The organism is Acidimicrobiia bacterium (assembly GCA_040878325.1).
Classification (GTDB): domain Bacteria; phylum Actinomycetota; class Acidimicrobiia; order Spongiisociales; family UBA11373; genus JAUYIV01.
In genome coordinates, this window is the sequence record JBBDMM010000018.1 from 89,430 (window position 1) to 102,381 (window position 12,952).

13 protein-coding genes are annotated in these 12,952 nt (G+C 67.3%); 10 read left to right on the forward strand and 3 right to left on the reverse strand.

What is annotated here, in order from left to right; genetic code table 11:
• Nucleotides 1-44: 44 nt before the first annotated feature.
• From WD184_10700 to ispG, 10 genes are all read left to right on the forward strand, one after another.
• Nucleotides 45-938 carry a tyrosine recombinase XerC gene (locus WD184_10700; GenBank protein MEX0827205.1) on the forward strand — a complete coding sequence of 298 codons (894 nt, stop codon included), beginning with the start codon at nucleotides 45-47 and terminating at the stop codon, nucleotides 936-938.
• A complete protein-coding gene (locus WD184_10705; protein ID MEX0827206.1) occupies nucleotides 913-1,707 on the forward strand; it encodes a FliA/WhiG family RNA polymerase sigma factor in 795 nt (264 codons plus the stop codon). Before WD184_10700 ends, WD184_10705 begins: the two co-directional genes overlap by 26 nt.
• Before the next feature lie 363 nt (nucleotides 1,708-2,070).
• Nucleotides 2,071-2,799: a 30S ribosomal protein S2 gene (gene rpsB / locus WD184_10710; protein ID MEX0827207.1), complete on the forward strand. Its 729-nt coding sequence runs from the start codon at nucleotides 2,071-2,073 to the stop codon at nucleotides 2,797-2,799.
• The gene (locus tag WD184_10715; protein ID MEX0827208.1) at nucleotides 2,792-3,412 is read left to right on the forward strand and encodes a translation elongation factor Ts; all 621 of its coding nucleotides are present in this window, start codon (nucleotides 2,792-2,794) and stop codon (nucleotides 3,410-3,412) included. The genes rpsB and WD184_10715 overlap by 8 nt, the downstream gene beginning before the upstream one ends.
• Entirely contained in the window at nucleotides 3,412-4,116 is a 705-nt protein-coding gene (pyrH, locus tag WD184_10720) for a UMP kinase (GenBank protein MEX0827209.1), read from the forward strand. Before WD184_10715 ends, pyrH begins: the two co-directional genes overlap by 1 nt.
• A 55-nt stretch (nucleotides 4,117-4,171) precedes the next feature.
• Complete coding sequence (gene frr / locus WD184_10725; protein ID MEX0827210.1) at nucleotides 4,172-4,723, forward strand: ribosome recycling factor; 552 nt, start codon at nucleotides 4,172-4,174, stop codon at nucleotides 4,721-4,723.
• Nucleotides 4,724-4,746: 23 nt separating this feature from the next.
• A complete protein-coding gene (locus WD184_10730; GenBank protein MEX0827211.1) occupies nucleotides 4,747-7,374 on the forward strand; it encodes a phosphatidate cytidylyltransferase in 2,628 nt (875 codons plus the stop codon).
• Nucleotides 7,371-8,513 carry a 1-deoxy-D-xylulose-5-phosphate reductoisomerase gene (dxr, locus tag WD184_10735; GenBank protein MEX0827212.1) on the forward strand — a complete coding sequence of 381 codons (1,143 nt, stop codon included), beginning with the start codon at nucleotides 7,371-7,373 and terminating at the stop codon, nucleotides 8,511-8,513. Before WD184_10730 ends, dxr begins: the two co-directional genes overlap by 4 nt.
• A 46-nt stretch (nucleotides 8,514-8,559) precedes the next feature.
• Nucleotides 8,560-9,669 carry a M50 family metallopeptidase gene (locus WD184_10740; GenBank protein MEX0827213.1) on the forward strand — a complete coding sequence of 370 codons (1,110 nt, stop codon included), beginning with the start codon at nucleotides 8,560-8,562 and terminating at the stop codon, nucleotides 9,667-9,669.
• Entirely contained in the window at nucleotides 9,666-10,874 is a 1,209-nt protein-coding gene (gene ispG, locus WD184_10745; GenBank protein ID MEX0827214.1) for a flavodoxin-dependent (E)-4-hydroxy-3-methylbut-2-enyl-diphosphate synthase, read from the forward strand. The genes WD184_10740 and ispG overlap by 4 nt, the downstream gene beginning before the upstream one ends.
• A 135-nt stretch (nucleotides 10,875-11,009) precedes the next feature.
• Here ispG and WD184_10750 read toward each other — a convergent pair whose 3' ends face one another.
• Genes WD184_10750 through WD184_10760 form a run of 3 tightly spaced genes read right to left on the reverse strand, consistent with a single transcriptional unit; the run spans nucleotide 11,010 to nucleotide 12,776 of the window.
• Nucleotides 11,010-11,528, reverse strand: a complete 519-nt coding sequence (locus WD184_10750; protein MEX0827215.1) for a DsrE/DsrF/DrsH-like family protein — start codon at nucleotides 11,526-11,528, stop codon at nucleotides 11,010-11,012.
• The gene (locus WD184_10755) at nucleotides 11,525-11,791 is read right to left on the reverse strand and encodes a sulfurtransferase TusA family protein (protein MEX0827216.1); all 267 of its coding nucleotides are present in this window, start codon (nucleotides 11,789-11,791) and stop codon (nucleotides 11,525-11,527) included. The genes WD184_10750 and WD184_10755 overlap by 4 nt, the downstream gene beginning before the upstream one ends.
• A gap of 13 nt (nucleotides 11,792-11,804) precedes the next feature.
• Nucleotides 11,805-12,776: a cysteine synthase family protein gene (locus WD184_10760; protein ID MEX0827217.1), complete on the reverse strand. Its 972-nt coding sequence runs from the start codon at nucleotides 12,774-12,776 to the stop codon at nucleotides 11,805-11,807.
• Nucleotides 12,777-12,952: the final 176 nt, after the last annotated feature.

Genomic DNA, 12,952 nt, shown 5'->3' on the forward strand with positions numbered 1-12,952 from the left:
TAACGGTCGTTGACCGGGCGGGCTGGCCCCGCCACGATGGAACCATGGCGAAGATCCCCGAGCTCCCCGGATGGGCGCGGATGCGTGTCGATGACTTCCTCGGCCGCCTCTCGGCCCAGCGAGGCTTGTCGGCGAACACGGTCGCGGCCTACCGGCGAGATCTCGCCCAATTCTTCGACTTCTGCGAGCGCCTCGGGCTCGATTCGATCGAATCGGTGGATCGGCGGGTGGTGAGGAGGTTCCAGGCCCAGTTGGTGAGCCGGCAGTACGTCGCCGCCTCTATCGCCCGCAAGGCTTCGGCGGTGCGGTCCTTCTACCGGGACGCGGTTCGTCGACACGATGTGGCGGTGGATCCGTCGGCCGGCCTTCCGCCGCGTAAACGGCCGTCACGCCTTCCGAGGGCGATAGCCGCGCGTCCCCTCGGCGAGATGCTCGATGCCCTGGTGGGTGATGACCCGATCGACGTCCGCGACCGCGCCACACTCGAGCTGCTCTACGGGACGGGGATGCGCGTGTCTGAACTGGCTTCGCTGACCGTCGAAGACGTGGAGGGGGTCGATCTCGTCCGGGTCCGCGGCAAGGGAGACAAGGAACGGGTCGTCCCCCTCGCCGGCCAGGCCCGGAAGTGGGTCGACCGGTACCTCGAGGCGGGGCGTCCCGAACTGGTGGGTGAGGGCTCAGATCGCCACTTGTGGTTGGGGGCGAAAGGTGGCCCGCTCGGTGCCCGGGGGGTGCGTCACCTGGTCCAGCGCCGCCTCGGGACGTTCCCTCACGCCCTCCGACACTCCTTCGCAACCCACCTGCTCGAAGGAGGCGCCGACCTTCGCACGGTGCAGGAGTTGCTGGGCCACATTGAACTCGCGACGACGCAGACTTACACTGCTGTATCCCGTTCCCACCTCAAGGCGGCATATGAGCGATCGCACCCGCGCGCCTGAGCCCACCGAACCGGACATCGCCGAGCATTGGCGGCGGTTCAAGAAGACTGGCGACCCCGCGGCCCGCGAGGGCCTGATCCTCCATTTCTCGCCGCTCGTCAAGTTCGTGGCGGGTCGCGTCGGTGTTGGGCTTCCTCGCAACGTGGAACAGTCCGACCTCGCCTCGTACGGGATGTTCGGCTTGATAGACGCGATCGACAAGTTCGAGCCCGAGCGGAACATCAAGTTCGAGACCTACGCGGTCAATCGCATCAAGGGGGCCATCCTCGATGAGTTGCGGGCGCTCGACTGGGTGCCGCGATCGGTGCGGGCCCGAGCCCGCGAGATCCAGCGGTCCCTCGATGAGCTGGAACACCGGCTGAAGCGGAGCGCCACCGAAGAAGAGCTGTCCGATCACATGAGCATTCCGCTCGAGACCCTGCAGACACAACTCGGCGAGATCGCCGGGCTCGGTTTCGTCGCCCTCGATGAACTGGTCGACGCCAGCGATCGGGGCTCGGCGACGATGGGCGATCTTCTCTCCGACCCCCGTGTCGGCGAGCTGGGGTCCGAGCAGGAGCAGCAGGAGAACCGTTACTTCCTCACCGACGCCATCAATCGCCTCCCTGAGCGCGAACGCCTGGTGATCACCCTCTACTACTACGAGGGGCTCACCCTCGCCGAGATCGGCGGCGTCCTCGGCGTCACCGAGTCGCGCATCTGCCAGATCCACACCAAGTCGGTGATGTCCCTCCGCAACCGAATGCTGGAGCCAGGCCAGAAGCCTTAAGAAGTCGCCAGTCTCCAGCCTCCAGCCTCCAGCCTAAGAACCGGCTCCAGCTCCGGCTCCAGCCAGAAAGAACCGGCCTTCCGCCTTCAGCAAGAAGACCTTGGTCCGGGTTTCGCTTTTCGCCTTTCGCATCCTGAATTCCGCCTCTCGCGAGTCGCACGCTCGCAACTCGCCCACTCTCCACCCGCCGTCGTATCGCGTATCGCGAGTCCCGTATTCAGCATTGCGGGTTGGGGATTGCTGGCCTCTACACTCCACTCCAATCACTCACGTTGATCGCACCCTTCTGCGGTCGGAGCGCTTGCGCTCCGCGAAGGCCAAAGGATCGGCGGAAGAGACCAACCGCGAACATGGGAGGTAACGGTGGCCGGTGTCACCATGAAGCAGCTGCTCGAAGCGGGGGTCCACTTCGGGCATCAGACAAGGCGTTGGGACCCCAAGATGCGCCCGTACATTTTCTCGGAGCGCAACGGCATCCACATCATCGACCTCCGCCAGACCCTCGAGGCCGCCCAGGGCGCTTACGCGTTCGTCCGCGACCTGGTGGCGACTGGTGGGGTGGTGCTCTTCGTGGGCACCAAGAAGCAGGCGCAGTCGGTGGTCGAGGAGGCGGCGGTCAAGGCGGGCATGCCGTTCGTCAACCAGCGCTGGCTCGGCGGGATGCTCACCAATTTCCAGACGATCCACAAGCGCATCCTCTACATGCGCGAACTCGAGCGCATGGACGAGTCCGGCGAGATGGACTCGCTCCCCAAGAAGGAGCGGCTGCGGCTGCGCCGTGAGCTCGAGAAGCTGGTCACCGTGCTCGGCGGGGTGCGCGATCTGCAGCGGGCGCCGGATGCAGTGTTCATCGTCGATGTGCGCACGGAGCACATCGCCGTCACTGAAGCGAGCCGCCTCGAGATCCCGATCATCGCCGTGGTCGACACCAACTGCGACCCCGACCTGATCGACTTCGTCATCCCCGGCAACGACGACGCCATCCGGGCGGCGCAGCTGATGACGAACGTGATCGCCGACGCCTGTGTGGAGGGAGCCGAGCTGGCCGGCGCCCGCTCCAAGGACCGGGATCCGGTGAAAGAGGATGGCTGAGATCACGGCACAGATGGTCTCGGCGCTCCGCAAGCTGACGGGCGCCGGGATGATGGATGCCAAGCGCGCTCTCGAGGAGACCGGCGGCGACGTCGATCGGGCCAAGGACCTCCTTCGCGAGAAGGGCCTCGCCTCGGCGGCCAAGCGCACAGGACGCGCCACCGAACAGGGGTCCATCGGTCACTATCTGCACAATCAGGCCGACCGGCCCGTGATCGGCGTTCTCGTCGAGCTCGCCTCCGAAACGGACTTCGTCGCCAAGAGCGAGCCGTTCCAGAGGGCCGCCAACGACATCGCGATGCACATCGCGGCCGCCCGGCCCCGCTGGGTGCGCCGCGAGCAGGTGCCCGAGGATGCCATCGCCAAGGAGAGAGAGCTGATCGCAGCGCAGGCCCGCAACGAGGGCAAGCCCGATGCGATCATCGAGAAGATCGTGGAGGGTCGGATCGGCTCGTTCTACGAGGATTACGTGCTCTACGACCAGGTGTTCGTCAACCCGGAGCGGTTCGACGGCACGGTTGGAGCAATGATCCAGGACATGGTGGCCAAGCTCGGGGAGAACATCGAGGTCGCCCGGTTCTCGCGGGTGGCCGTCGGCGAGGAACCCGAATAGTGGGACGCCGGGTAGCGCTCAAACTGTCCGGCGAGTCGTTCGCCGATCCCGAGCTGGGTTACGGCATCGATCCCAAGACGGTTCACCGTATCGCCAGCGAGATCGCCGTCGTCGCCGCTGAAGGACACCAGATTGCGATAGTCGTCGGCGGAGGCAACATCTTCCGTGGGCTCTCGTCTGCGGCAGAAGGCATGGATCGGGCAAATGCCGACTACATGGGGATGCTGGCCACCGTGATCAACGCCCTGGCGTTGCGTGACGGCCTCGAATCCGTGGGGGTGCCCACCCGGGTCCAGACCGCCATCACGATCACATCGGTCGCCGAGCCCTATATCCGGTTGCGAGCGATTCGCCACCTCGAGAAGGGGCGGGTCGTGATCTTCGCCGCCGGCACCGGCAATCCATACTTCACGACCGACACCACCGTCGCCCTGAGGGCAGCAGAGATCGGCGCCGACGCCGTGCTCAAGGCCACCCGGGTCGATGGGATCTTCGACGCCGATCCTGAGGAGAACCCGGACGCCGTCCTGCTCACCGAACTCACGTACATGGAGGTACTCGAAAAGGGTCTTCGGGTGATGGACAACACCGCCATTACGATGTGCATGGACAACGACCTCCCGATCAGGGTCTTCAACATCGGGGTTCCGGGCAATGTGGCCCGGGCGGTACGGGGTGAGCCCGTCGGGACCCTCGTTCGCTAGTGCCGGTGACGGCGATCGGGCGGAGTGTCACCGCCGGGCACCACAGGAGGCACGGGTGATCGACGAGCTACTCCGCGAAGCCGAAGCAAAGATGCATCAGGCGATCGAGCACGTCCGGGGCGAGTTCGGTTCGGTGCGAACCGGTCGGGCGAATCCATCGATCCTCCACCGGGTGCACGTGGATTACTACGGCACGCCAACGCCTCTGCAACAGCTCGCCTCGGTCTCTGTTCCCGAATCCCAGCTGCTCGTGATCGCTCCCTACGACCGGGGGTCGCTCGGTGAGATCGAACGGGCCATTCAGTCGTCAGGCCTGGGGTTGAACCCATCGAATGACGGGACCGTGATCAGGCTGTCGTTCCCGCCACTCAACGAGGAACGGCGCCGGGAATTGATCAAGGTCGTCCGCCACATGGCGGAGGAGGGGCGGGTTGCCATCCGCAACATACGCCGCCACACCAAGTCCGATCTCGAAGCACTCGAAGGCGAGGTGTCGGAGGACGACGTACGGCGGGGAGAGGCCCGCCTCCAGGAGATCACCGACGGTCACACGAGTCGGATCGACGAGCTGCTCGAGCACAAAGAGGCCGAACTGCTGGAGGTGTGAGCCCCGGCAGGCGAGGAGGCGGCGTGAGCGACAGGGGAGACAACGACTTTCAGCCCCATCCGGGCGACCCCTGGCATCCCACGTGGGATAGCGCATACGCTGTCGATCGGCCCGTCGATGCTCCCGAAGCGGATGAGTCCGACCCGGACGGATCTGCTTCCGGAAAGACCAAGCGGGCAAAGCGCGGTCGCCTTGGACGTCGTCGCAAGGATTCCCCGGCTGAGGCGGCAAGTGACGTCGAAGAGGAGTCGATCGACGATCCGACCCGCGGTGAGGTCGACTTCGATCTCCCGGCGGCGCCGGTAGCCGAGCCGCCGACCGAGGACCGCGCCCCACTTCCCGCCTGGCTGGCTGAGTCCGGGCCCGACTCCCCGGCCGCACCCGCGCTCGAGGTCGAATTGCCGTCGTGGGTCGGCGGCGCGACTGCCGGTGCCGATGACGCCGGTGGCGAGTTCCCCGATCAGGTCTTCGACGACCAGGACGAAGGCGACGACGAGTTGGACGACGGAATCAGCGCGCCGGCCGCGGTCGAGGCATCGGACGAAATTGCGTCGGTACCCCCTCGTGAAGTTCCCGATGACCTGGCGGCGGTGCTCGACGCGCTCGGCGACGACGGCGACGAGATCGAAGTCCTCGCGGTGGAAGCCTTCGAAGTCGAAGCCGAGGAAGAGGATCCGGAGGAGTTGCCCGATCTCGAGTCACTCGTCGGAGCAGTCGGCGGCTTCCAGGACCCCTCGCCCGAGGACGCCGCGGCTCGCTCCGAGTACGGGGTTGCCGGGCGGGATGCGTTCGATGCGCTGAAAGACCCCGATGGATCCGATGACCTCGGCGACTGGCATCAGTTTGCGGGAGCCACCGGCGACGAGTCGGAGACGCTGCCCATCGAGGTGGTGGTTGATCCCCCGGTGCCTGAGCCGCGCGAAGGTGGGAAGCGCGGTCGTTGGTTCCGGCGCAAGGTCGAGGAAGCCGACGAGTCGGAGGTCGTCGCCGAGGAGGCGGCCGATTGGGCCGATGACGGCACTGCGATTCCGGCGGGATGGTTCGCCGAGATCGACGAAGACACCGTGGTCACGCCCCCGGTCGAGCCCCCCGACACCGAGTATCCGGAACCCGACGAGATAGTCGCGGTGGCGCCGACCGACCTCGGGTCGGATGAGGTCGAGGAGTTGCCGGTGGCGCTGGCGCCGGGGGATTGGTCGGATGAGGTCGAGGAGTTGCCGGCGGCACCGGTGGCGGGGGATTGGTCGGATGAGGGTGAGGAGTTGCCGGTGGTGCCGGTGGCGCCGTTGGATTGGTCGGTTGAGGGGGAGGTGCTGCGTTCGAATCTCCCTGCCGCGCCGCAGCCGGGACTCTTCGACGACCGGCATGCCACGGAGGAGTTCGATCCTATCGCTGCAGGCATCGGTGGGGTCGCTCCCGACATTTCCGCAACCCCGGATTGGGAAGACGACCGGGCCGGGGAAGCACCAGTGGCGCAAGGGTTAGCCCCCCTGGGCTTCGACGACGGTGAATCGGCCGGTCACGACGAGGAGCTCACCTCGGACGAGGATGACGAGGGATACGAAGACCGCTGGGTGACTGGCCCCATCGATCTCGGCGGCGAGTACCTCGGGGCGGCCGATGACTCTGGCGCCTACGAGTCCATCGACGAACTCGACGACGCCACCTATCGGACCTCGTCGACGACCGAACACCGCGGCCTCGCCGAGGAGATCGCCCTCACGGGCGACGAGGAGCACGAATGGCAGGCAATGGCCGCGGCGATGCCCGGGGTCGAATCGGGCGTGGTCGGTTTCGAGGATGTGGCCGACCTCGGCGACGACGAGGAGTACCTCGATACCAGGGTGCGGTCGGATTTGGGCACCCGGATCCTCACCGGAGTCGTGCTCGGCGGCTTCTTCCTCGGCTCGCTGTGGGTCGCCCCCGAAGCCCTGGCGGGTTTCATCGCAATCATCCTGCTGCTGGGACTCGGTGAATTCTTCGCAACCGTGCGCCGACGCGGCTGGCGGCCGCTGGCCCTCTTCGGATTTCTGGGCGCCATCTCGATGCTGGCTACCACCTGGTTCCATGGCCCGATCGCTGTCGCCGCCACGCTGGCGATGACGACGGTCGTGACGTTCTTTGTGTTCGCCTTCTCGCCGCTGCGCCGGGATGCGCTGACCAACGGCGGTCTCACCGTTCTCGGCCTGGCGTGGGTCGTCGGCACCGCGGCGTTCGTGTACCCGATCCTGGCCAACGAGGACTATCGGGTCCTGGTGATTGCCATCGTCGTCGTGACCGCAGCCATGGACATCGGCGCATACGCCGTCGGTCGGGCGTGGGGGGTTCGCGCGCTTGCGCCCGTCCTCTCCCCGAACAAGTCGGTGGAGGGCCTGGTCGGAGGGATCGGCTTGTGCATGCTCGCCGCAGCCGCCGTGGGCAACTTCCTCGAGCCATTCGACCTGCTCTCCGGCATCGGGTTGGGGATCGTCGTGGTATTCGCCGCGCCCCTGGGCGACCTGGCCGAATCGATGTTCAAGCGAAGCCTCGGAGTGAAGGACATGGGGTCGATCCTCCCCGGGCACGGCGGAATCCTCGACCGGGTCGATGCCCTCCTCTTCGTGATTCCTGCAGCGTGGGCGTTCTATCAGACCGTCGGGTTCCTGGGGTGAAGCCGCTAGTCGTCCTCGGGGCGACCGGCTCGATCGGTCGCCAGACCCTCGCCGTCGCCGATCATCTCGGGTGCGAAGTGGTGGGCATCGCGGCTCGCCGGGGCTCCGAGCAGCTGCTCGAGATCGCCCGCACCCGACCCGAGGCCCTGGTGGCGGTTGCCGCGCCCACCAATAGCGAACGAGAGATGTTCGAGGCCGCGTTGGGGGCAAGGGTCCGCTTCGGCCCGGAGTCCCTGGTCGAGATGGCGTCGACAAGCGGGACCATCGTGGTCAACGGCGTCGTCGGCGCGGTGGGCTTGCCGGTATCGGTCGCCGCCCTGGAGGCCGGCAACCGTCTCGCCCTCGCCAACAAAGAGAGCCTGGTGGTGGGCGGCCCGGTGGTGACGGCAGCATTGGAGCGGGGCGGCGGCGAGCTCATCCCGGTCGATTCGGAACACAGTGCGCTCCACCAATGCTTGGTCGGCGAGGATCTGGCCGACGTGCGTCGGGTGGTTCTCACCGCGTCTGGTGGCCCATTCCGCGGGATGTCCGTGGGGCAGCTGGCCGAAGTGACGGTCGAACAGGCGCTCGAGCATCCGACCTGGAAGATGGGGCCGCGGATCACCGTCGACTCGGCGACGCTCATGAACAAGGCGTTCGAGGTGATCGAAGCCCACTATCTGTTCGGATTGGGCTACGACGCGATCGACGTGGTCGTCCATCCCCAGAGCATCATCCACGCCTTGGTCGAGTTCGTCGACGGATCGCTGAAGGCGCACCTCGGCGACCCGGACATGCGGGTCCCCATTCAGTATGCCCTGACCGGTCCCGGCCGGGCCCCGGGCCTCGCCGACCCCTTCACCCTGGCGGGGCGCAACCTGACCTTCGAGCCCCCCGATCTCGACGCCTTCCCCTGCCTGCGGGTCGGCTACGAGGCAGGGCGGGTGGGCGGCTCGGCGACGACGACCCTCAACGCCGCCGACGAGATCGCGGTGCACGCCTTCCTGGACCGCAAGATCGGCTTCTCGTCGATCCCCATTGTCGTCGAGCGCACCCTGGAGACGGTCGGGGTGAGCGCCCTCACCACTGTCGACGACGTGATGGAGGTGGATCGCGAATCGAGGGCGGTCGCGACGGGGTATCTCGGATCTTCGTGTTGAATGCGGCCGGTAGCGTGAAGTCACCTCGGAATCGGAGCGCCCTGCTGTGATCGGCGGCCTCATCGTCCTGTTCGGAATCATCACCATGGTGATGGTCCACGAGGGTGGGCACTTCATCGCTGCCAAGGCGACGGGAATGAAGGCGACCGAGTTCTTCTTCGGCTTCGGACCGAAGCTGTGGTCCTTCCGCAAGGGTGAGACCGAGTACGGGGTGAAGGCGATCCCGCTCGGCGGGTACGTGCGCATCATCGGCATGAACCCCTACGAGGAGGTCGCGGCCGAGGACTTCGGCCGCACCTATCGCGAGAAGCCGTTCTGGCAGAAGTCGATCGTGGTGCTCGCCGGCGTGGCCAGCCACTTCGTGGTGGCCTTCTTGCTCTTCTTCCTGGTCGCCTCGGTGATCGGAACGGGAGCGGCGACGACCACCGTGATGGCGGTGCAACCGACGCTCGAGGGTGGGGCAGCCACCCCGGCAGCGATGGCCGGCATCAGGAGCGGCGACCGCATCGTGTCGATCGATGGCATGGCCGTCGACACCTGGCCAGGGCTGGTCGATGTCATCGCCGCCCATCCCGGCGACACGGTGGACCTGGTCGTGGAGCGCGACGGCGTTCAGCTGCAGCTCGAGGCGACGCTGGCGTCGGTTCCCGACGGCGACGGCGGTACCCGCGGCTTTCTCGGTGTCGAGCCGGTGAGGAGGACCGTGCGAGTGGGGCCGATCGAGGGGATCGGCCACTCCGCCTCGGCCATCGGGGAGGCAACCGTGCTCTCCGCCCAGGGCTTATGGAGCCTGGTGTCGGGTTTCGGCGATCTGGTGGCCGCCACGATCTCGGGTGACACCGACCGCATCAACGAGCGGCGCCCTGCCAGCCCGATCGGGCTGATCCGCATCGGGGCGGAAACCCAGCAGTTCGGCCTCTCGTTCACGCTCGAACTGGTTGCCCTCATCAACATCTTCGTCGGGCTCTTCAACGTGATCCCGGTGTATCCGCTCGACGGCGGTCACTTTTCGGTGGCGCTCTATGAGAAGGTCCGCGGCCGGCCCGCCGATGTGAGGAAGCTCGCTCCGATCGCCGCGGTCGTGGTGCTCTTCATGGTCCTGCTCGGGGTGCTCGCCATCTACCTCGACATCGCCGACCCGTTCCGCCTCCAATGATCGAGCGCCGCAAGACCCGTGGCCTGATGGTGGGCAAGGTGGCCGTCGGCGGGGGAGCCCCGGTGACGGTTCAGTCGATGACGACCACGAAGACCGCCGATGTCGATGGCACCCTTGCGCAGGTGTACGCGCTGGCCGGGGCAGGCGCCGACATCGTTCGGATCACCTGTAACGACGCCGACGCCGCAGCTGGTCTGGCCGAAATCGTGCCGCGATCGCCGGTGCCCATCATCGCCGACATCCACTTCCAGTACCGGCTGGCGCTGGCTGCCCTCGAGGCGGGGGTCGACGGTCTCCGGCTCAATCCCGGGAACATCCGCAACCCGGCGCACATCAAGGAGGTGGCGATCGCCGCCCGCGAGCGGGGGGTGCCCATCCGGGTCGGGGTGAACGCCGGTTCCCTCGACAAGGATCTGCTCGCGAAGCATGGTGCGCCCGTTCCCGAGGCGCTGGTGGAGTCCGCCCTCCACGAGATCAGGCTGCTCGAGGAGGTCGATTTCCACGACATCAAGATCTCTGTGAAACACAGCCATGTGCCTTCGATGGTCGATTCGTATCGGCTGCTCGCCGACCGGATCGACTACCCGCTCCACCTCGGGGTCACCGAAGCCGGCCCCCCGCCGTCGGGGCTGATGAAGTCGGTCGCCGGGATCGCCACCCTGCTGCTCGAAGGAATCGGCGACACCATCCGGTTCTCACTCACCGCCGACCCGGTCGAGGAGGCGGAGGCCGGCAGGAAGCTCCTCGAGCAATTGGGGCTCCGCGAGCGGGCGAGCCTCGACCTGATCGCCTGCCCGTCGTGCGGACGGGCCGAGATCGACGTGGTGGCGGTGGCAGCCGAGGCGATGCGGCGCCTCGAAGCCGAGAAGCTGCCGATCCAGGTGGCGGTGATGGGTTGTGTGGTGAACGGCCCCGGGGAGGCCCGCGAGGCCGATATCGGGATCGCCGCCGGCCGGGGCAAGGGCCACCTGTTCATCAAGGGAAACGTGGTTCGGGTGGTCCCGGAAGCAGAAATGGTGGATGCCCTTGTCGACGAGGCGCGCAAGCTGGTTGCAGAGGGGGTCGACGCCCGGCTGGCGGCCGCAGACGTCGGAGCCGGGGAACTCGCTGAGCAGACCGCTCGCGAGCTGCTCGAGTTCCAGGGCGATGCGAATCAGGTGGCCGAGTTGCGAGAACGCGTGGCGAAGGTGGCGCGGGGGGAGTAGGGCCGTCACCAGTCATGGGCTAGGGGGCGTACGCCGCCGTTGCCCGTTGGTGGGTCGTCACTTGCCAATGGTCTCTCAGGCGGGGTGCTAGTACCTCTCGGGGTCACCGTCGTCCCCGGCGGGGGAGTCGACGCGCTACACGAACAGCTGAACGTCGGCGTCGGCGGCGAAGTCGAGGAAGGCTGCGGCGCCGGCGATCTCACACCCGGGGATGAGGTCGGACTCCTCGACGCCCATCACGCCCATCGTGGTGGAGCAGGCGAAGAGGCGGACCCCTTGGCTCTGGGCCATCTCGAGGAACTCGCCCACGGTCGGCATGTTGGATCGCCGCATCCACCGGCGCATCATCGTCGTCGCCGCCCTTGTCGCCCCCGGAAGGGCCCCGAGGAGGTTGGGCACCCGAATCGGGCCCGACGGGTTGGCAAGCGATGCCACCTTGAGGCGCGAAGTGCGCTTCTCGTGGAGGATGTCGAGTCCGTAGAAGGTGAAGTAGATTCCTGCCTCCCACCCGAGGCTCACCGCCGTCGTGGCGAGGATCAACGGTGGGTACGCCTGGTCGAGCGTGCCCTTGGAGGCGACCATGGCGAGTCGACGGGTCCTGGCATCGTGGCCGGCATTGGCGATGAGGCGTCGCGCCTCTGCCGCGGTCGTCATCGTCCCGCCCCCTTCTCGATCCAGAACACCTGGGTGCCCCCGCGGTCGTCGGAGCGGGTCAGAATGTCGCCGCGCTGTCGGGCCATGGCGGGGATGTCCTCGAGGGACCCGCGGTCGGTGCAGATGAGCTCGAGCACCTGTCCCGGCTCCAGGCTCTTGAGGGCCAGGGCCGCCTTGTACACGGGGAGCGGGCACAGCAGCCCGCTGGTATCGAGGGTGACGGCAGCCTCGGGATCGCCGGTGGTGGTGTCGGTGTCGGTCATGGGTGGTGTCCTTTCAGACGGTAGGAAGGCCCTCGTCTCCGAGAATCTCCGCGAAGTAGCTCGCGTATTTGAGCCCGGAGTCGGGGGAGACGCCGACGACCATGCCCTCGGCGTCGGCGAATCCCTGGAGGGCGGCGTGGACGATGGCCCCCGTGGAGGGGCCGACGGTGAGCGCCTCCTCCCGGTAGATGCGCCGGGTGGTGTCGTAGGCGGGCCCGTCGTCGACCCGGATCATCTCGTCGACCACGCTGCGGTCGAAGATGGCCGGCTCGGCCGATTCGGCGAGCGACTTGAGGCCGGGGAGCCGGTGCCCCGGCTGCGGCTCGACGCCGATGACCCGGATCGTGGGGTCCTGTTCCTTCAGGAACCGGCCGACTCCGGTCAGGGTGCCCCCGGTGCCGAGGCCGGCGACAAACACCCGCACCCGCCCCTCGGTCTGCGCCCAGATCTCCGGTCCGGTGGTCTCGTAGTGGGCGGCGACGTTGTCCGGGTTGCCGTACTGGTCGGTCATCACGAACCGGTCGTCGGAGGCGGCAATCGACCGGGCGAGGGCGATGGCGCCGTCTTTGGGGTGGTCGACGGGGCACAGGTCGTCGGGGGTCTCCCACACCTCGGCGCCGAGCATGCGCAGCAGCACCTTCTTCTCCTCGGGGACCCCGTCGGGGATGGTCACGGTGAGGCGGCACCCGGCCAGCGAGGCGAGGGCGGCGAGGGCGATGCCGGTGTTCCCCGACGACGCCTCGACGATCTCGCGGCCCTCCAGCTCGCCGCGGGCGGCGAGGCCGGCGATGAGGTGGGCGGCGGCGCGGTCCTTGATCGACCCGAACGGGTTCAGCCATTCGAGCTTCAGATAGAGCCGCATGCCGGCCGGGGCGATGCGCCCGAGGCGGACGAGAGGCGTCGGGTTGTCGGGGCCGGGCAGCATGTGGCGCACGTCCTCGTAGCGACGCAGACTGCGGTCGGTGGTGCTGATCTGTGCAGTCATCGGGTCTCCTGGGGTGGTGACGCGAAGAACCCGCATCGGACTGTGCGCCGGTGCGGGTTCGGGGGTCCTGTGGCTTGGTCGGAGGTCAGGGAGCCATCCCGCGCGGCGCTGTGCTCTCACAGCAGCAGCATTGGCACGGGGTGGCGAGGTGACTCACCATCGGCATGGTATCGCCC